Raw genomic sequence first — 18,959 nt, 5'->3', positions numbered from 1 at the left:
CTCATCGCGGACCCCGGAGGTTTTTCCGCCCGGAGCCGCCCGGGTCTTCCGGATCTGTCGGACCCTCAGGACGCTCCGGCCCCCGGCATGTGATCCCATGATCCACATGACGAGGACTCTCTACCTGTTCTGCTCCGCCGCCCCGCCCGTCTTCGACGTGGCCCACGTGATCGAGGACGCCCAGTCGCGCGGCTGGAACGTCTGCGTGGGCCTGACCCCGACGGCGGCACGATGGGTGTCCGAGAGCCTCGACGGGCTCGCGGCCCTGACCGGCAACCCGGTGCGCTGGCAGTACAAGCTCCCCGGGGAGCCAGACGTGTGGCCGGCCGCGGACGCCGTGCTGTTCGCCCCCGCCACCTTCAACACGGTCAACGCCTGGGCGCTGGGCCTCACCGACCGGTTCACCGTCGGGGTCGCCGCGGAGGCCCTCGGCAAGGGCGTCCCGGTGGTCGCCATGCCCTGCACCAACACGGCGCTCGCCGCGCACCCCCAGTTCGAGCAGTCCCTCGCCGTCCTGCGCGGCGCGGGCGCCGAGCTGCTCTACGGCGAGGGCGGCTTCGTCCCCGGCCCGGCCGGCACCGACGCCCCGCCGCACTTCCCGTGGCAGACCGCCCTGGACGCGGTGGACCGCGCCACCGCCGAGCGGGCCGCCTGAGCGGGCCTACTCCCCCGTGACCCCGTCGATCGCCTCGCGCAGCAGGTCCGCGTGCCCGTTGTGCCGGGCGTACTCCTCGACCATGTGGGCCAGGATGTAGTGCAGCGAGTACGGCTGGTCGCCGAAGTGCCCCCGCACGTCGAGGGATTCGGCGGCCGCCACGATCTTCCGCGACCGCTCGCAGGTCTCCTCCCAGATCCGGAACGCCTCGGCGGGGTCCGCGTCCTCGACGTGGAACTCCGTCCACTCCCCGGCCTCGTTCTTCGGGAAGTACCCGCGGACGTCCTCCCCGGCCAGCACGTTGCGGAACCAGCCGCGCTCCACCTCCGCGAGGTGGCGCACGAGCCCCAGCAGGCTCAGCCCGGACGGGGGGACGGCCTTGCGCCGCAACTGCTCGTCCGTCAGGCCCGCGCACTTCATCCGCAGGGTGTCCCGCTGCCACTGCAGGACGCTGGTCAGGGTGGCCCGTTCGTCGCCCACCAGCTCGGGCGGGGTGCGCCGTTCATCGCTCATCGGCCGATGATCACACCGGCGGCCGCACCCCACCGGGCCTTTCCGCATGCTGGACGGCCACCCGGCCCGGCGTCCGGTCTCAGGCCGCCACCCGCCCCCGCGGGCCCGCCAGCGCCCGCACTCCGTCCAGGCTGCTCCCGTACCCGGGCCGCCACCCCAGTTCCCGCCGGGCCTTGGCGTTCGACATCCGCAGGTCGGTGCCCATGATGGCGTGCGCGAGCGGCGCCGGCCGCAGCACCCACAGCGGTACGGTCATCGGCGCCGGCGCCCCGAAGGCCTCCGCCACCGCCCCCATGTGCCCGCCCCAGCCGACCGGGGTGTCGTCGGCGACGTTGTACGCCTCGCCCGCGCGCCCGGCGTCCACCGCCAGGGCCACCGCCCGCGCCGCGTCCGCCACGTCGACCCAGCTCAGTGCCCGCCCCTTGTCCGCGACCACGGGCAGCTTGCGCGCCCGCAGCAGCGGCACGAGGTGGCCGTCGGTGACGCCCTCGCCGTAGAACAGCCCGAACCGCAGGCTCACGCCCTCGATCCCGTCGGCGGTGAACGCCAGCTCCTCCTTGGTCCGCATCGCGCCGACGTGCCGCTCCAGCCAGACGTTCGCGCCGCGCGGCCCGAAGCCGTCGTCCTCGCCGATCAGCGCCCCGCCGTGGTCCCCGTACCCGTAGCCGAACATCATCGACTCGACGACGAACCGGCGCGCCCCCGTCTCACGGGCGGCGGCCAGCAGGTTCACGGTGCCCTCGGTGCGCAGCCGGTTGGTGCCCGCCATGTCCTGGTGGCGGGCCATGGCCTTGCCCGAGAGCGCGGTGGCCGCGTGCACGACCGCGTCGAAGCCCCGCCCGTCGACGGCCCGCAGCAGCCCTTCCCGGTCGAGCAGGTCGGCCCGTACGTCCATCCCCCGCGCCCCGGCCCAGCCCCGCGACCTCGTGGCCCGCCGCGCGCAGGGCCGCCGCCGCCCGCCGTCCCAGTACCCCGCTCGCACCCGCCAGCAGCACCTTCATGGCCGTCCTCCTCCGTCGTGGTCTCACAGAGGGGACAGGCGGGCACCACCGGATGTGACACCTTCCCGGAAGGATTCCGAAAAGGATCTCCGCGCCCTACGCGGCGTAGAGGTCGAAGGTCGAACCCCGCTTGGGGCCCGCCGCCACGTCCAGCGCCGGGTCCGTCCTCAGCATGGCCTGGTGCAGCCGCTGGAGCTGCGGCGACGGTTCGACGCCCAGCTCCCCGATCAGCCGTCCGCGCAGCCGCCGGTAGACGTCCAGCGCGCCGGCCTGCCGACCGGACCGGTACAGCGCCACCATCAGCTGCGAGTGCAGCCCCTCGTGGCGGGCGTGGCGGGCGGCCAGCTCGGTGAGCTCGGCGAGGAGTTCGGTGTGTCGTCCGAGCCGCAGGTCGGCGTCGATCCGGCGTTCGACGGTGACGAGCCGGCTCTCCTCCAGCCGCATCACCTCGATCTCCAGGACCGGCCCCACCCGTACGTCGACCAGCGCGGGCCCCTGCCACAGCCCGAGCGCCTCGCGCAGCAGGGCGGCGGCGCCCTCGTCGTCGCCGCCGTCGAAGGCGGCCTGTCCCCGGGCGACGAGCCCCTCGTACACGTGGGCGTCGACGGCCCCGGGCGGCACCTGGAGCAGGTATCCGCCGTGCCGCGTCGTCAGGACCTCCTTCGCCGCCCCCGGCCGTCCGGCGCCCATGGCCGTGCCGAGCCGCCGGCGCAGCTGGAGGACGTACGTCTGCAGCGTGGTCAGCGCGCTGAGGGGCGGCTCGTCCGCCCAGATCTCCTCCATGAGGGTGGGCACCGGCATCACCTGCCCGGGGTGCAGCGCGAGGAGGGCCAGGATCTGCCGCGGCTTGGACGCCGTCGGCACGATCGAGTCCCCGTCCACCTCGGCACTCAGCGGACCCAGAACCTGAATTCTCACGGTCTCCCCCTCCGTACGTCGCTTCGCCCCGCTCTTCCGCGCCCGACCGGGCCCGTACCTCTCCGGCACACCCCCTAGACCCGGCTGCCGAGGTGTCGGCGGCTGCGTTCCCCGTCCGCCGGCAGCCGCGTGTCACGGGCCCGCGTCCGGTATTCCCGCGCCCGTTCGGCGCCCACGAGGCTCGGCAGCAGCAGCCCCCACAGGGCGGCCACCTTCCGCTGGAGCTCCGCGTAGGACAGCCCCGTCCCGGCCAGGACCTCGATGCCGCAGACGGCGGCGGCCACCAGCGCCTCGGCGCTCTCCCAGCGGTCGGCGGCGCTGCCCCCTTCGCCGGCGGCGTCCCCGCCGTCGAGCCCGTCGAGCGACGGGTCCAGAGGCAGTTCACCCGCGTCCCGCGCCATCCGCAGCAGTTCGCAGACCGCCTCGAGCCACGCCCCGTGGAAGTCCACGGCGGGCGGCTGCTGTCCGGCGCACTCCTTGGTGATGCGGAAGCTCGCCGGGATCGCGGGATCCTCGTGCAGCGTCCGCGCCAGCCAGTGCGTGGTGTCGATCAGCGCCTGCAGGGGCGATGCCCCGCTCTCCCGCAGTCCCCGGACCGCCTCGTGCAGCAGACCGCACCCGCGCTGCTGGACGGCATCCGCGAGCTCGTCCTTCGAGGCGAAGTGGAAGTACAGCGCCCCCTTCGTCACCCCGGCCGCACCCGCGATCTCACCGAGCGTCGCGTTGGCGTATCCGTTGCGGTGGAACAACTCGGCCCCGGCGAAGACCAACCTCCTGCGGGTCCGCTCCGACCTTTCCTGCACCGCTCCGTCTCCTTCCGCCCCCGCTGCCGTTCCCCCCGGCCGTTCTCCGGCCGGCCCGCCCGCTTCCGGCCGGCACCAGCCGCGCGGGTCAGGCCCGTACGAGCCGGTCCGCCCTCACTCCCACTGCGGCGGCCGTCGCGGCCGCGGGCGCCTGCTTGCCTCCGACGCCGCCTTCCGGACCGGCCATCAGGATCGACCGCTGCAGGCGGCGCAGGGTGGTCGACGGCTCCAGCCCCAGGTCCCGGACGAGCGTGGCGCGCAGCCGCTGGTACACGTCCAGCGCCTCGCCGCGGCGGCCCGAGCGGTGCAGGGCGAGCATGAACTGCCCGTGCAGGTTCTCGTGGGTGCGGTACCGGCTCACCAGGACCGTCAGTTCCGCCAGCAGCTCCCGGTGGCGGCCGAGCTTCAGGTCGGCTTCGATGCGCTGGTCGAGCGCGCAGAGCCGGATCTCCTCCAGGCGGCGCGTCTCCATGTCCAGCTGTACGCCGCCCTGGACGTCGGCGAAGGCGGGCCCGGACCACAGGGCGAGCGCCTCGCGCAGCCGCTGGGCGGCGACCGGGTGGTCACCCGCGTCGATGGCCCGGTAGCCCATGCCGGCCAGCCGGTCGAACTCGCGGACGTCGCTGGTGCCGCCGCCGCTGTTCAGCATGTATCCGCCGGGCAGCGTGACGAGCACGTCCTTCGCGGTGCGCTCCCCGTCGTTCCCCTCCAGGGCGGTGGCGATCAGCGCGCGCAGCTGGAGGACGTAGGTCTGCAGCGTGGTGCGGGCACTGCGCGGGGGCATCGTCCCCCACAGCTCCTCGATCAGTGCCGAGACCGGGACGACCTGGTCGGCGTGGAGGGCCAGGAGTGCCAGGACCTGCCGGGGCTTGGGGGCGGTGGGCGTGATGGAGATCCCGTTCTCCCGCACGGCGAGTGCGCCCAGTACATCGATGTCCACGTCGTACTCCCCTGTCCTTTGGATGAGTCGCAAGAGTCAGTAGAAAACAGGCCGGACGGTTTGTCAATACGAAACCGGGCGGCCAGTTTTGGCCCTGGCGAGATCTCGATGTCGCTCAACAAACCCGCTTGACCTGGGCTTTTATGAGTTATGCACCCACCCATGGCAACGCGGTGCTCTTCAGCCGCCTCGCAACAGTAGCCATATAACACCCTTAGAGGCTCAAAAATCAAACCAGTCAGTCTGTTTCATTGTCCTCGGATACCTCCGAGAGGACCGCAGCCGCCGCCTCGTGGCGAGCGATCCCCGGCAGGATCACCGTCCAGATCCGGGTCAGCAGCTGACGGGCACTGCGTCCGGGCTCGACCCCTGCGAGACCGTCCAGCCCGACCGTCAGCGCGACCACCAGCCGCGCCGCCTCCTGCGGGGACACCCCCTCGGCCAGCAGCCCCGCCCGCTCGGCGGCGACCAGCAACTCCGCGGCCCACAGCCGCCACTGCCGGCGCAGGTCCGTCCGGCTGCCGTGCCCGGTGTCCGCGGACAGCGCGAACGCGGCCCTCACGACGACGTCCTCGGCCAGCAACGCCAGCAGCGTGTCCGTGGACCCGACCAGCACCCGCAACGGCCCGTCGGCGTCCACCCGTTCCCCCTGGGCGGCGGCGGCCTCCCGCAGCGTCCGCGCGGCCCGCTCCTCCACGGCCAGGGCGAGGGAGGTCTTCCCGTCGAAGTGGAAGTGCAGGGCACCGGAGGTCACTCCGGCCCGCCGACTGATCGCGGCGATCGACGCGGCGGTGAAGCCCTCCCGGGCGAACACCTCCGCGGCGGCGCGGATCAGCGATTCCCTCGTGCGTGCCGCACGTTCCTGCTTGACCATGGGGGCTCTCCACACCGCATCCGCCGCATCAGCGGTCCGCCCCGCAAGGGGTAAGTGGCGTGGCGTCCTGCGCCACAGTCGGGTCCCCCGCCGGAGCCGGACCGGACTCCCACCGGAGCACCACCCCCCGTTAACGCCGTTAACACCGGCGCTTGCCCCCAACTCCCCCAGACCCCTGCATTCAGCCCACCCAGGCCGCCACCCCACCGCGACCCGCACCGCCACCACCCTTCGCGCTCCCCCACCCCGGACACCCATCACCCCGACCCGTTAACGCCGTTAACGCCGTTAACGCCCCCGCGCCCCCACCACCCCCCGCTCACACCGTCACGGGTGCCCACGAAGTCCCGCCTCAGCGGCGCCCGGCCCACACTCTCGCCACACCGGGCGCCGCAGGCCCCGGCCCGCGACGAACGACCACGGGCACACAAAAGGCGGTGGCGCCCTCCGCCACCGCCACCGCCACGATTCCCGGGACAGGCGTCCCGCCTCAGCCCCCCGCCCGCCGCCGCTCCACCAGCAGCCCGACCCCGTCGAAGATCCGCTCCAGCCCGAAGTCCAGCCCCTGGTCCTGCCCCCCGTGTTCCGCGACGGACCCCAACGCCACCGCCAGCGCCGGATACTCCTCCCCCCGCTCGGCCACCACCGCCGCGAGCACGGCCCCCAGCTCGGCGTCCACCCCCGCCGTCCCGTCCGATGCCCGCTCCTGTCCGGCGATCCCCCGCACGTGCCCGGTCACCAGCACCACCACGTCCATGGCCTCGGCACCGCTCAGCCCGCACCCCTGCATCGCGGCCAGCGCCCGCTCCAGCCACCCGACCTCCCGCGGCCCCAACGCCCGCGCCCCCACGGTCGCGTCCAGCAGCCACGGATGCGCCCGGTACCCCGCCAGCAGCTCCCGCGCCCACACCCCGAGCCGCTCGCGCCAGCCGTCCCCGGCCGCCGCCAACGCCGGGTCCAGCCCCGCGCCCGGGTCGGGCAGGGCCGCTTCCACCATCAGGGCGACGAGCTCGGCCTTGCCCGGCACGTACCGGTAGAGGGCCATCTTGGTGACCCCCAGCTCCCCGGCCACTCCCTGCATCGACACCCCGCCGAGCCCCGCCGCATCGGCGATCCCCACGCCCGCCACCGCGATCTGCTCCAGGGTCAGCCCCCTACGGGGCCCCCTCGCCGGCGTCACGGGCGGCCCCCACAACAGCCGCACCACCGCATTCCACGCCCCGTCCGCCACCCCGTGCTCCCCTCACCCACACGCCAAAACAGCGTCCACCGTACACAACACGTCCCGGCGTCCAACGCCTCAGCCCCACACCCGGGCCGGGCGCACCACGCGGCGCGGGCTCACACGCGGGCCAGGAACTCCCGGTACCAGGGGGCGGCCTCGTCCAGGCACGTCAGCGGGCCGGGCCCGGGCGGGCAGTCGGCGGCGTCCCACACCGGTGCGCTGTCGTACCAGTGGTCCTGGGCGACGAGCCTGAACTGGTTCGGGCCCACCCGACAGCCCGAGGCCGCCATGCGCTCCAGGCATTCGGCTTCGGAGAGGTGGGCGTCCACGGGCGGGAGCACACCCCGTGCGACGAGGGCCCCCACCAGGTCGGCGGCCCTGACCGGCACCGGATGGCTGGCGTGCCAGACGGTTCCTCCGGCCGGGCCGGCCCCGAGCGCGAGACGGGCGATGAGCCGGGCGAGATCGCGTACCGCCACCACCGACAGCAGGGCCCGTCCCCCCTCCCACAACGCCCCGGTGGCCCCCAGGAGCTGGTCCAGGGCCGGCACGAGCCAGCGGTCCCCGGCCCCGATCACCAGACCGGGCCGGAGCACCACCGCCCCGGCGGCCAGCGCGGGCCCCTCCCCGGCGAGCCGGGTCCGGCTCGCCGGGGACTGGGGGGCGGGGACGACGGCGTTCACGGTCATCCCCCGGTGGGGTCCGCGGCCGTAGACGGCGGAGGTGGACAGGTGGACGATCCGCCGTACCCCGGCCGCCCGCGCCTCGGCCATCAGCGCCGCGGTTCCGCCGATGTTGACGGCGGCGCACTCCCCTTCGTCGGATCCGACCTGCGAGGCCAGGTGGAGGAGGACGTCCGCCCCCTCGCAACTCCCGCGCAACGATTCCGGGTCGGAGAGGTCCCCCCGACGCCATTCATCGGCCGGCCGGCCGGCCTCCGGGGCCGCACGGCCCACGGTGCGCAGGACCAGGTGCGGCCCCTCGGGTCCCGCTCCGTCCCGGATGCACGCGAGTTCGGCGAGGACCGCCGAGCCTATGAATCCCGTCGCGCCGGTGATCACCAGCCGCTGCGGCTCGGCCATCAGGTAACTGCCCCTCCCCCGGAAAAAACCGAACAGCCGAAATGTTATGTCTGGTCGTCCGGACCCGTCCCACAGAACGGCGCTCATCTTGACCTCGTCACCCGTACCGCAGCCCGCCTCGCCGCAGCAGCCGCAGCCGCAGCCGGCGGACGGAGTACCCTCGGGCCAGCCCCGCGACAGGACCGCCGGAGGACCCCTGTCCGGGAAGACGGCCCTGGTGACCGGAGCCTCCCGCGGCATCGGCCGCGGGATAGCCGCGCGGCTCGCGGCCGACGGCGCCCTCGTGGCGGTCCACTACGCGCGCAACGCCGAAGCCGCCGCCGCGGTCGTGTCCTCGATCCACGCCGCGGGCGGCGAGGCCTTCCCCCTGCGCGCCGAACTCGGCGTCACCGGCGACGTCGAATCCCTCTACACCGTGTTCGACGCCGCACTCGTCCGGCGGGGCATCGAACCCCGGCTCGACGTCCTCGTCAACAATGCCGCGGTCAGCGGCTCGGCGCGGATCCACGAGGTCACGGCGGAGCTGATCGACAGGATCTTCTCGGTCAACGTGAAGGCGCTCCTCCTCCTCACCCGGGAGGGCCTGACCCGCATGCCGGAGGGCGGCCGCGTCATCAACATCTCCTCGGCCATCACCCGCATGTCCTACCCCGAGTCCGTCGTGTACTCCATGAGCAAGGGCGCGCTCAACACCCTCACCCTCGCCCTCGCCAAGGAGCTCGGCCCCCGGGGCATCACCGTGAACGCGGTGGCCCCCGGCTTCACCGCGACCGATATGAACGCGAAGCTCCGCACCACGCCCGAGGGGCTGGCGCGGCTGGCCGGACTGTCCGTCTTCGACCGCATCGGCCGACCGTCCGACATCGCCGGCGCCGTCGCCTTCCTCGCCTCACCCGATGCCCTGTGGGTCACCGGCCAACTCCTCGACGCCTCGGGCGGCATGCACCTGTGACCGGGCACCGTTAACGGCGTTAATGCCCCACCTCGCCCACCTGACGAAAAACAACACCCCAAACCCCCCAACCATCCCCAAAAGGAGACCTACTAAGCGTATTAAAAGTACTGGTCGACTGGTTTTTTTCCGTTCCCTCCCACAAGATTGATCTTCAACACCAACGGACGAAACCGACATCGGGAGACACACGTGGCGAGGGTCAGGCAGGAACGGGCCGAGGTCACCCGGCAGGCGATCCTCGACGGTGCGGCCATCGCCTTCGACCACGCGGGCTTCGGCGGCACCAGCCTCAGCGACGTGGTCAGGCACGCCGGAGTCACCAAGGGCGCCCTCTACTTCCACTTCCCGTCCAAGCAGGCCCTCGCCCGCACCCTGGTGGACGAACAGTTCCAGGTCTCCGAGCACGTGCCCGCCATCGAGGACCCCGGTCTCCAGACCGTCATCGACCTCACCCACCGCATGGCGTCCGGGTTGCGCACCAACGTCCGCATCCGCGCAGGCATCCGTCTGGTCATCGAGTTCGGCTCGTTCACCGACCCGGACCCGTCCCCGTACAACGCCTGGATCGAGACCTGCCGCAGCTGTCTGACGCCGGCCCAGGAACGCGGCGACGTGCTCCCCTCCGTCGACGTGCCCGGCCTCGCGACCTTCCTGGTCGGTTCCTTCACCGGCATCCAGGTCACTTCCCACGTCCGCACCGGCCGCGAGGACCTGCACGCCCGGGTCGTCGACCTCTGGAAGTTCCTCCTCCCGGGGATCGTGCCCGCCGGCCGCCTCGACCGCTTCGACCCGACGGGCTCCCCCGAGTGCCGCGCGGCACTGGACCTGCCCACCGTCCCAGCCCTCCCCCGCCCCTGACGACCCCTCCAGGGCGGTCCCGCACACCCGCGGGGCCGCCCTTTCGCATGCCTGGAGCCCTTCCCCACCCATTTCGTTAGCAAAACCCAAGCGTGGCGCCCACACGGACCCAAGAACGTTAGTAAAGTCCCTCTCATGACTTCGCCCTCGTCCCCGAACGACCGAGAGAAGGTCGTCTCCAAGCTCCCCCCGTGGCTCCGCCAGGAGTTGAAGATCCGCACCGCCCAGCTGCGGGTCGACATCCAGGACGCCGTCCACCAGGGCATCGCCCACTGGAGCGCCCTCGCCTCCGCCCCCTCCCCCGTCGACACCTCCGGCGCCGAGTCGTTCTCGACGTGGCTGCCCGCCGGCCAGTGGGAGTCCTTCCGCACCGACTCCAAGGACCGCGGCGTCTCCCTCATCCAGGGTCTCGCCCAAGCGGTGCACCTCTGGCTGGAGATGAACCCGGCCCCCACCGTCCAGCGCCCCTCGGTCGTCCGGCGCATCGTCGTGTGCAACCAGAAGGGCGGCGTCGGCAAGACCGCCATCACCGCCGGCACCGCCGAGGCCCTCGCCGAGGACCCCTCGACCCTGCACCCGGTCCGCGTCGCCCGCCAACTGGCGAGGCTCGCCGCCCCCGGGGAAACCGAAGGCGCCCACCCCACCACCCCGCTGGACCTCGAAGACCTCCCGGGCCTGGGCATGCGCGTCCTGCTCGTCGACTTCGACCCCCAGGGCCACCTCACCAAACAGCTCGGCCAGCAGCCGCTCCCCATCGGCGGCGACAGCCTCACCTGCCACATGGCCGGCGAGGCCAAGGGCCCCCTCCAGGACCTGATCGCCCCGATCGAGCACGACCGCTTCGGCGACCGCCTGCACCTCCTGCCCGCCTGCACGGACGCCTTCCTCCTCGACGTCCGCCTCTCCACGGTCCGCGCCCGCGAGGCGGCCCTCGAACGCGCCCTCGCCCCCGTCGAGTCCGACTACGACGTCATCCTCATCGACTGCCCGCCCAGCCTCGGCCTGAGCATGGACGCGGCGATCTACTACGGCCGGCGCCGCGACACCGAACAGCCGGGCGCCTCCGGCGCGCTGATCGTCGTCCAGGCGGAGGACTCCTCGGCGGACGCGTACGACCTCCTCACCTCCCAGATCAACGACCTGCGCGACGACCTCAGCCTGGACATCGACTACCTCGGCCTCGTCGTGAACCTCTACGACGGCCGCCGCGGCTACATCGCGACCAGCTCGCTCCAGGCGTGGATGGACATAAAGGATCCCCGGGTCGTGGCGATCGTCCCCGACCTCAAGGAACAGCGCGAGTCCGTCCGGCTGAAGCAGCCCCTCTTCGTCTACGCCCCCAACGGCGACCAGGCCGTCGCCCTGCGTGCCCTCGCCCGGGAGATCTCATGAGCAGCAAGGCCGACAAGCTCGGCGTCTCGGCGTCCTTCGCACGGGCCCAGCCCGTCGGCGTCAGCTCCCGCCGCGCCGCCATCGCCGAAGCCACGGGCGCCCCCACCTCCGGGGTCGTCCCGCCCTCCGAGGTCCCCATCGAGGCCCTGGCCCACAACCCCTTCAACCTCCGCGAGGACCTCACCGACCTCGACGAGCTGGCGCAGTCCCTCAGCGTGCGGGGCCAGCTCCAGCCCCTGGCCGTCGCGACCCGCATGGCCTTCATGGAGGCCCACCCGGGCGCCACCGACGGCCTCGGCCGCGCCCCGTACGTGGTCATCGACGGCAACCGCCGCCTCGCCGCCGCCCAGCTGGCCGGGCTCAAGACGATGCACATCCACGTCAACGACGCCCTGTCCGCCTCGGCCGCCGACATCCTGGAATCGGCGCTCATCGCCAACGTCCACCGGGTCGACGTGGCCCCCATGGACCAGGCCCGCGCCCTCCAGGAGCTCGTCGACGTCCACGGCTCCCAGGCCCAGGTGGCCAAGCGGATCGGCAAGACCCCCGCCTGGGTCTCCCAGCGCCTGACCCTCCTCAACCTGACGCCCGAGCTCCAGGACAAGGTGGAGACGGGCGAGCTGAAGGTGGAGCCGGCCCGCCGCATCGGCCGCCTCCCCCAGGAGGAACAGGCGGCGGCCGCCACGGAGAGCCTCAACACCGTCAACCCCCCGCGCCAACGCACCCGCCCGACCCCCCCGACCGTTAACGCCGTTAACGCCGTTAACGCCCCGGCCCCCGCGACCGCACCCACCCCGCCCGCCCCCACCCCCCGCATCACGATCTCCGCCCAGTCCCCGGAGACCATCGCGGACGCCCTGACCGCCCACCTCACCCCGGACGACCTCAAGGCCGTCACGGAACTCCTGATGCAGCGCATCTGAGCCGGACCCACGCACGCCGGGGGCGCTGACGGCATTAACGCCGTTAACGCCCCCGAGTGCGTTTCAGGTGCGTTCAACCGTGCGCTTCACATAGGCTGGCCTTGGAGGTAGCAATGAGCGAGACGAACGAACAGACCACCCTCTTCGCAGCGGTCGACGCCCTGCTGGAGGAAGCCGCGGCCAAGGACGGCCTCCCCGCCCCCGACGAGCGCAAGCGCCTGCGCGAGGCGGCCGGCCTGAGCCAGGACCAGATCGCCAAGGCCCTCTCCGTCCGCCGCGAGACCGTCACCTCCTGGGAGACCGGCCGCACGGCCCCCCGTCCCCCCAAGCGCGCGGCCTACGCCCGCCTCCTCGAAGGCCTCGCCGCCCTCCACCCGACCCCGGGCACCCCCACCCCACCCACCACCACCATTAACGCCGTTAACGCCGAGCCCCCCACCGCAGCCCCGACCCCACCGCCCACCGTTAACGCCGAACCCCCCACCCCACCCACCACCCTTAACGCCGTTAACACCCCCACCCCCCACGAAACAGCCCCCCACCCCACGGCAACGCCGGCCCACCCCGGCCTCTCCCCCCGGCCGCGCCCCACCCACTCCACCGGCCTCCCCCTCCCCCTCCAGGGCAACGGCCCCCTCGCCGTCCTGGACGGCACCGGCCACGCCCACGCCGCCGGCGGGGTCCTCCTCAGCCACCCCACCTCCGACCTCCCCGCCCTCATCTCCTGGGCCCTCGGCCCCGACGCCGACCTCCGCGCCCCCCGCCTCCACCGCAACGGCAAGGACGGCGACCCCCTCCTCGTCCTCACCGCCCCCGCCGCCGAGCGCCTGGGCCTCCCCCTCGCCCTCGAAGACCGCCGCGCCCTCCGCCTCCCGGACAACCACCCCGTCGTCAAGCAGCTCACCAAGGCCAAGTGGCAGCTCACCCGACGCGGCTTCGGCCCCTGGGCCCGCATCTACCGCCCGGCCTCCCCGTCCACGGGCCGCCAGTGCGTCCAGCTCGCGGTGCTCCCTTGGGGCGCCCTCGACCCCCGCGCCTGGGGCGAGGACACCGCCGACCTCCCGGCCCCCGAACTCGCCGAGCTGCTCTCCACCTACGCCGCCCGCGTCCTCACCCCCCGCGGCTCCACCGCCGTCACCGGCCTGGAACTGATGACGGCCCTGCGCCCGCCCACCCGCGCGGTCCGCAACCCCGCGACCAACGCCTGGGAGTCCGCCCCCGTGCCCGGCTCCCTCACCCGCCCCGTCGACCCGGCCCCGCCGGAGGCCCCCGACGAGCACCCCGTGGTCGCCTCCCTCCACCCCCGCTCCCACCAGCGCACCCCGGACCAGGTCCTCGACGAGGAGGCGTACGACTGGATCCGCGACCCGGAGCTCCTCACCGACGCCGAGTGCGCCCGCACCCACGCCGTCGGCATCGACGTGAACATGGCCTTCGCCGCCGCCGCGAACCGCCTCACCGTCGGCACCGGCCCCGCGACCCACACCTCCAGCCCCCGCTTCGACCCGAAGCTCCCCGGCTGCTGGCTGGCGGACCTCTCCTCCCTCTCCCTGGACCCCCGCCTCCCCAGCCCCTTCACCCCGCACGGCAGGCCCCCCACCGGCCCGGCCTGGTACGCGACCCCGACCCTGGCCTACGCCCGCGAGCTCGGCCACGACGTCCGCCCCACCGAAGCGTGGGTCCGCCCGGAGCACGGCCCCTACCTCGACGCCTGGTACACCCGCCTCCGCGACGCCTACCTGGCCACGATGGCGGACATGGGCGTCACGACCACCCTCACGGAACCCGAGTTCCTCACCGCCATGGAGACCCACAAGCAGCACGACCCCCTCCCCTCCTCCGTCCTCTCGGCGATCAAATCCACGGTCAAGGGCGGCATCGGCAAACTCCGCGAACGCCCCCAGGGCGCCGGCTACCGCCCGGGCGAGCCCTGGCCCGCCCTCGAACGCCCCACCTGGCGCCCCGACATCCGCGCCGCCGTCATCTCCACGGCCCGCGTCAACATGCACCGCAAGATGCAGAAGCTCGCCACGGCCGCCGGCCTCTACCCCATCGCGGTCCTCTCCGACTGCGCGGTCTACCTCTCCGACGGCCCCAGCCCCCTGGACTTCCTCCCCCGCACCCCCGACGGCAAGCCGCTCCCCGGCGGCTTCCGCCTGGGCGTCAGCCCCGGCATGGTCAAGCACGAGGGCACCCAGCCCCTCCTGTGGGCCGTGCAGCTCCTCGACGAACACCTCAACCCCGCCCGCCACATCAAGGGCCACGACGCAGCAGCAGACGGCGAGTAACCGATGCCCGACATCTCCGACAGCCTCACCAAGGCCGACGAACCGCACTTCACCCGCCCCGTCCCCAAGTCCGCGGGCGCCCAGATGCGCTACCTCGTCAAGCAGCTCAAATCAACGAAGAACGCAGCCACCCTCCTCGGCATCTCCCAGCGCACCGTCGAGCGCTACGTGAAGAACGAGATCAAGCAGCCCAAGCCGGCCCTCGCGGCCCGCCTGGAATCGGAGGTACGCCGCCGCTGGCAGCCCCTGGTCCGCAAGCGCGCCCGCGAGCAGGCGGCCCGCACCACCGGCCTGGTCATCGAGACCCGCGCCCGCTTCGGCTTCACCGCGGCCCCCGGCACCACCGACGACGGCCGCATGCGCCGCATCACCCAGCACCTCCCCCCGGAGTACGCCCGCCGCCTCTTCGCGGCCCAGGACACCGGCGCCACCGAGGCCCAGCTGCGCCACATCACGGCGGAGGCCCTCCAGGAGATCTACTTCAAGGACAACGGAGCCCGCGCCTCCAGCCTCCTGGTCGAGTTCACCGACATCGACTACGTGGACTTCGCCTTCTAGCCCCACCCACCACAACCCACCCACGGCCAGCACCACCCACGCACCCACCCACCCCAAACACTAGCCATGTACATACTAGCCATGTACGCTATCCTCCATGGACGGAGAAATCGCCACGCCCGGCTTCCTGGTCTGGCGCCTGTCGACGAAGTGGCGGGTGGCAGTCGACCGGGCGGTCGCCCCCCTGGGCATGACCCACGCCCAGTACGCCCTGCTGGCCTCGCTGTACGGCATGTCCCGCGCCGGGCTGCGCCCCAGCCAGCGCCGCCTGGCCGACCACACCGGCCTGGAACCGCTGTACGTCTCCAAGCTCGCCCGCGCCCTGGAGTCCTCCGGCCTCGTCGCCCGCACCCGCGACCCGGACGACCCGCGCGCCATGCAGCTGTCGCTCACCGAACAGGGCCACGAACTCACGGGCCGCGCGATCACCACGGTCCAGAACCTCCTGGACCAGCTCCTGCGGCCGCTCGGCGGCCAGGACGCCCCCCGCGCACGACAGTTCGCCCGCGACCTCGCAACCCTGCTCGACGCACCTCTTGATCCGCTTGATCCGCTCACCGAGAACGAGAAGGCGCAGCCGTGACCGTCACCGCCCCCACCCTCGACGCCCGCGTCATAGCCCTGGCACACCACGCCGCCCGCACCCTCGCCGAGGGCGCCCTGACCCGCCACGGCGTGACGTTCCACCAGAGCGTCACCCTCCGGACCGTCGCCGCCACGGGCGGCACCCTCGCCCACCAGGACCTGGTCGCCGAGGTCACCGACGCCCTCAAAGCCACCGCACCCCTGATCGAAGAGGTCATCGGCGAACTGACGGCCGCGAAACTGCTGCACCGCCAGGCTTCCGCCCTGAGCCTCACGGGCGCCGGCCGGGACCTGTACGAGACCACCGCCGCCGAGACGGCCGCCATCGCCACCCGCCTGTACGCCGGCATCCCGGCCGAGGACCTCGCGGTCGCGGGCCGCGTCCTCACCCTCATCACAGCCCGCGCGAACGCCGAACTGGCCGCCGTCTGAGCCCCCACACCCCCGAAGCCGCAAACGCCCCCACCAGCCCCTGAAACCCTTTGAGGGCCCCGGGATATCCCGGGGCCCTCAAAAGCCCTTGAGAAGCCGTCAGAAGCCCTTCAAGGCCCCTTCCTCAAGCCGCCTACCCCACAGCGTGCAAGGTCCGCCGACGCTTCGACTCCGCGGCCTTCTTCGCAGCCGCCTGCGCGGCACGCTTCTTCCGCTGCTCGGCGAGCTGGTCCTGGTACTCCGCCACCGCCTGGTGGTAGCTGGCGACGTACCCGCGCGCGTCCAGCCTCTCGTCCGGCGCCATCTCGTTCACGGCGGCGACGGCGTCCTCGAAGGAGTTGTACCCGGCCAGCATCGGGTTGATCTGGTACACCCCGTTCCTGACCTTGCGCACGAGCTTCGCCAGCTCCAGGCTGCGCAGAGCGGCGTTGACGCTCGGCCGGCTCAGCTCCAGCAGCCCCCCGATGGTGGCCTGGTCGATCAGGATCCGCCCACCGGGCTCGCTCAGCGAACGCAGCTTCAGCAGCACACGGTACGCGGCAGGCGGAAGGTCGAGGTCGGAGAGAAGCCCGTCGGCGTTGACCGCAGCGAATCGCAAGGTGCTCACTGAGCTGTCCCTTCTTCCTTGCGCTGTGCCCGGCTCAGCCGGCGCGCAGCGCGCTCTTTGGACCGTTCGGCCCGCAGTTCCTCGATTGCCTGCCGCATGTGGTCCAGCGACGGGAACCGCACCAGGTCGGGCAAGCTCGTGTCGCTGCGAATCTGCGAGATGGCGCTGTGCTGCTCCACCTTCACGAACTCACCCGCCGTCTCCGTCCCCGGGATGAACTCGGCCACCCGGTAACTGTAGGGCGGGTTGAACTGGTACACACCCCGCCGCACCTTGAAGACGATCCCATGAGACATGACGGTGTGCAGAGCCTCCGACGTCTTTGTCCGACTGACGTCCAGGATCGTAGCCATCTCCTCCTGAGTAAGTGGAATCCGCCCTCCCGCCCGCTGGCACGCGATCAGCAGCAGGATCAGCCTCAGGGGCAATGCTTCCCTGAAGTACTGGGCGATCACCAGGAAGAACTCCAGGCTGTCCATCGAGAACGCGTTTGGCTGACTCTGCGTCCCGTAGAACTCCAGCGGCTTGCGCTCACCGTCCAGCGTGAGCTTCCGGCTGGGGTACCGCTTCGCGAGGCTGTCCAGGTCCTTGACCGGAGCCAGCGGCTGACTCCACGCCGAGATCGCGTCATCAACGGGGAGATCAGGACGCGGCGCGCGCGACGGACTCTGCCGGCGGCGCTGTGCTTCTGATGACACGAGGATGCTCTCCACTTCGTTGATCTGCAGAGAGAGTATGTCAACAAGGGTGACACTAATGTCACGCTCGTTGACGTTCGGCGTGTCTTATGTCCCCCCAGGGGGGACACATCTCGGCCACAGCCCCCCGCCAGGCCCTCTCGAACCCCCCTCCCCCAACCCCACCCCGCTCTGGCGCAGTTCGCCGACACATCTCGCGAAAAACGTCAGCCTCCCCGACGTTTTGGCCCAAAAAGCGTCAGCCTCACTGACATTTTGCAGCCGATGTGTCCCCCTACCAGCGACACATCGCCCGAGTTATGTCCCTTCTGAGGGGACATAACTTTCCCCCTGCACCCCCACTGACCTGCGGCAACGCATATCCGTACCCTCTATAGGCCGTCTCCTGCCGCGCTGCGCGCACGAAACGCCGTCCTGAACCCTCGGCGCCAACACATCTCCTGACGCCGAACCACTCCAGCCACCCCACCGACACGGACCGGACAGCCTGTCCGTAACCGCGCAGAATCTGACTGATTCCTATCTCTATCCCCACATCACTTTGAATCACCCACCCAACCGACCATTAACGCCGTTAACACCCCACAGCCCATCTCCACCAACCCCCCACCACCCCTCAAGCCCTTCACCTCAACCTCTCCACCCAGCAACCCAAACCCATCCCCCCTGACCACCCCCGGCACACAACCCCCACCCCAACCCCTCCCCCGATCTTGTCTGACTCCTCGTCACAAAAACTGACCCCCTCCTTCCAGCACGCCCACCACCACTCGTAAACCACTCAAGGGGCCGACAACCACCACATCTCACTCAAGAACAACCACAAAACGACCAAAATCCCCCTCCAAAACAACCCCCCTTTCCAGCCGCAAGACCGCCCCTGCGACTCCTCACCTCAAACGAAGCACAAGACCCCACCACCACAAACTCAAGGTCAGCCCGCAAAACAGCAGCAACTACCTCCAAGAACCAGGCTTCGACCCTCAATGGCGGTCGCCAGAGCACAGCCAGGCAAGGTCTTTTCCTCAGTCCGGAGCGAAGCAAAGGACTAACCCACAGCCAAAGCAAAGACAGAAGGCAACCGACCGAGAACGCCCACTTTGTCCCCCGGAGCGGGCTACCGCCCAGCACAACGAGGCGGTCTCTGCCCTCCAGGCCGGAGCGAAGCGGAGGCCTGACCAGCGCGAAGGGTCGACTTTGGGCTCGCGAAGCGAGCTTCCGCCGAGCGCAGCAAGGCAACCTTTCTTCAGGCCAGAGCGAAGCGGAGGCACCACAAAGCCCGGAGCCCTGGCTCTGGTTCTCAATGCGAGCTGCCGCCGAGCACAGCGAGGCGGCCTTCCTTTCTTTTGGCGGGAGCGAAGCGGAGGCACCATAGGCCCGAAGGGCCGGCTCTAGGCCGCGAAGCGGCCTGCTGCCGAGCGCAGCGAGGCAGACCCGCTACAGGCCGGAGCGAAGCGCAGGCCCTAACGGGCCGAAGGCCCGGCCCTGGCTCGCGAAGCGAGCCTCCGCCGAGCGCAGCGAGGCAGACCCCCTCCAGGCCGGAGCGAAGCGCAGGCCTTACCGGGCCGAAGGCCCGGCCCTGGCTCGCGAAGCGAGCCTCCGCCGAGCGCAGCGAGGCGGGTCTCTTCCCCAGCGCGCAGCGCTGGGGGTCC

General features: G+C 71.8%; 19 protein-coding genes. 9 read left to right on the top strand and 10 right to left on the bottom strand.

Features of this window, described 5'->3' with window-relative positions:
* Positions 1-106 precede the first annotated feature (106 nt).
* A complete protein-coding gene (locus ACIRBY_RS36820) occupies positions 107-655 on the top strand; it encodes a flavoprotein (protein WP_403909164.1) in 549 nt (182 codons plus the stop codon).
* A 6-nt stretch (positions 656-661) separates the two neighbouring features.
* Here ACIRBY_RS36820 and ACIRBY_RS36815 read toward each other — a convergent pair whose 3' ends face one another.
* The 8 genes from ACIRBY_RS36815 to ACIRBY_RS36780 all read right to left on the bottom strand — a co-directional run bounded on the left by ACIRBY_RS36815 (position 662) and on the right by ACIRBY_RS36780 (position 8,011).
* On the bottom strand, positions 662-1,168 hold the full coding sequence (locus ACIRBY_RS36815; RefSeq protein WP_403909161.1) for a DinB family protein: 507 nt from the start codon (positions 1,166-1,168) through the stop codon (positions 662-664).
* Between the two features lie 79 nt (positions 1,169-1,247).
* Positions 1,248-2,063 (bottom strand): NAD-dependent epimerase/dehydratase family protein, encoded by an 816-nt coding sequence (locus tag ACIRBY_RS36810; RefSeq protein WP_403909158.1) that lies wholly within the window; start codon positions 2,061-2,063, stop codon positions 1,248-1,250.
* Positions 2,064-2,265: 202 nt separating this feature from the next.
* Entirely contained in the window at positions 2,266-3,087 is an 822-nt protein-coding gene (locus ACIRBY_RS36805; protein ID WP_403909156.1) for a BTAD domain-containing putative transcriptional regulator, read from the bottom strand.
* A gap of 74 nt (positions 3,088-3,161) precedes the next feature.
* Positions 3,162-3,890, bottom strand: coding sequence for a ScbR family autoregulator-binding transcription factor (locus ACIRBY_RS36800; protein ID WP_403909153.1), 729 nt, complete (start codon positions 3,888-3,890; stop codon positions 3,162-3,164).
* Between the two features lie 88 nt (positions 3,891-3,978).
* Positions 3,979-4,830 (bottom strand): BTAD domain-containing putative transcriptional regulator, encoded by an 852-nt coding sequence (locus ACIRBY_RS36795; protein ID WP_403909150.1) that lies wholly within the window; start codon positions 4,828-4,830, stop codon positions 3,979-3,981.
* Between the two features lie 238 nt (positions 4,831-5,068).
* Positions 5,069-5,704, bottom strand: a complete 636-nt coding sequence (locus tag ACIRBY_RS36790) for a ScbR family autoregulator-binding transcription factor (protein ID WP_403909146.1) — start codon at positions 5,702-5,704, stop codon at positions 5,069-5,071.
* A 490-nt stretch (positions 5,705-6,194) separates the two neighbouring features.
* Positions 6,195-6,884, bottom strand: a complete 690-nt coding sequence (locus tag ACIRBY_RS36785; protein ID WP_403909143.1) for a TetR/AcrR family transcriptional regulator — start codon at positions 6,882-6,884, stop codon at positions 6,195-6,197.
* A 161-nt stretch (positions 6,885-7,045) separates the two neighbouring features.
* On the bottom strand, positions 7,046-8,011 hold the full coding sequence (locus tag ACIRBY_RS36780; protein WP_403909140.1) for an NAD-dependent epimerase/dehydratase family protein: 966 nt from the start codon (positions 8,009-8,011) through the stop codon (positions 7,046-7,048).
* A 217-nt stretch (positions 8,012-8,228) separates the two neighbouring features.
* Between ACIRBY_RS36780 and ACIRBY_RS36775 the strand changes: the two genes are divergently transcribed.
* The 8 genes from ACIRBY_RS36775 (at position 8,229) to ACIRBY_RS36740 (ending at position 16,002) form a co-directional block, all read left to right on the top strand.
* Positions 8,229-8,963 (top strand): SDR family oxidoreductase, encoded by a 735-nt coding sequence (locus ACIRBY_RS36775; protein WP_403909137.1) that lies wholly within the window; start codon positions 8,229-8,231, stop codon positions 8,961-8,963.
* A 192-nt stretch (positions 8,964-9,155) separates the two neighbouring features.
* Complete coding sequence (locus ACIRBY_RS36770; protein ID WP_403909134.1) at positions 9,156-9,824, top strand: ScbR family autoregulator-binding transcription factor; 669 nt, start codon at positions 9,156-9,158, stop codon at positions 9,822-9,824.
* Between the two features lie 135 nt (positions 9,825-9,959).
* Entirely contained in the window at positions 9,960-11,216 is a 1,257-nt protein-coding gene (locus ACIRBY_RS36765) for a ParA family protein (RefSeq protein WP_403909131.1), read from the top strand.
* Positions 11,213-12,139, top strand: coding sequence for a ParB/RepB/Spo0J family partition protein (locus ACIRBY_RS36760; protein ID WP_403909128.1), 927 nt, complete (start codon positions 11,213-11,215; stop codon positions 12,137-12,139). The genes ACIRBY_RS36765 and ACIRBY_RS36760 overlap by 4 nt, the downstream gene beginning before the upstream one ends.
* Before the next feature lie 113 nt (positions 12,140-12,252).
* Positions 12,253-14,427, top strand: a complete 2,175-nt coding sequence (tap, locus tag ACIRBY_RS36755; RefSeq protein ID WP_403909125.1) for a telomere-associated protein Tap — start codon at positions 12,253-12,255, stop codon at positions 14,425-14,427.
* 3 nt (positions 14,428-14,430) lie between these two features.
* Positions 14,431-14,985: a telomere-protecting terminal protein Tpg gene (gene tpg / locus ACIRBY_RS36750; RefSeq protein WP_403909122.1), complete on the top strand. Its 555-nt coding sequence runs from the start codon at positions 14,431-14,433 to the stop codon at positions 14,983-14,985.
* Between the two features lie 97 nt (positions 14,986-15,082).
* Positions 15,083-15,568: a MarR family winged helix-turn-helix transcriptional regulator gene (locus tag ACIRBY_RS36745; RefSeq protein ID WP_403909119.1), complete on the top strand. Its 486-nt coding sequence runs from the start codon at positions 15,083-15,085 to the stop codon at positions 15,566-15,568.
* Positions 15,565-16,002, top strand: coding sequence for a MarR family transcriptional regulator (locus ACIRBY_RS36740; RefSeq protein WP_403909116.1), 438 nt, complete (start codon positions 15,565-15,567; stop codon positions 16,000-16,002). Before ACIRBY_RS36745 ends, ACIRBY_RS36740 begins: the two co-directional genes overlap by 4 nt.
* A gap of 133 nt (positions 16,003-16,135) precedes the next feature.
* Here ACIRBY_RS36740 and ACIRBY_RS36735 read toward each other — a convergent pair whose 3' ends face one another.
* Positions 16,136-16,609: a hypothetical protein gene (locus tag ACIRBY_RS36735; RefSeq protein ID WP_042811489.1), complete on the bottom strand. Its 474-nt coding sequence runs from the start codon at positions 16,607-16,609 to the stop codon at positions 16,136-16,138.
* Positions 16,606-17,322, bottom strand: a complete 717-nt coding sequence (locus tag ACIRBY_RS36730) for a hypothetical protein (protein WP_366455888.1) — start codon at positions 17,320-17,322, stop codon at positions 16,606-16,608. Before ACIRBY_RS36730 ends, ACIRBY_RS36735 begins: the two co-directional genes overlap by 4 nt.
* Positions 17,323-18,959 lie beyond the last annotated feature (1,637 nt).

The organism is Streptomyces sp. NPDC096136 (assembly GCF_044763325.1).
In the GTDB taxonomy this organism is placed as follows: Bacteria; Actinomycetota; Actinomycetes; order Streptomycetales; family Streptomycetaceae; genus Streptomyces.
Note: the sequence above shows the minus strand (reverse complement) of the source record. Positions and strands in the feature narration are given on the sequence as shown.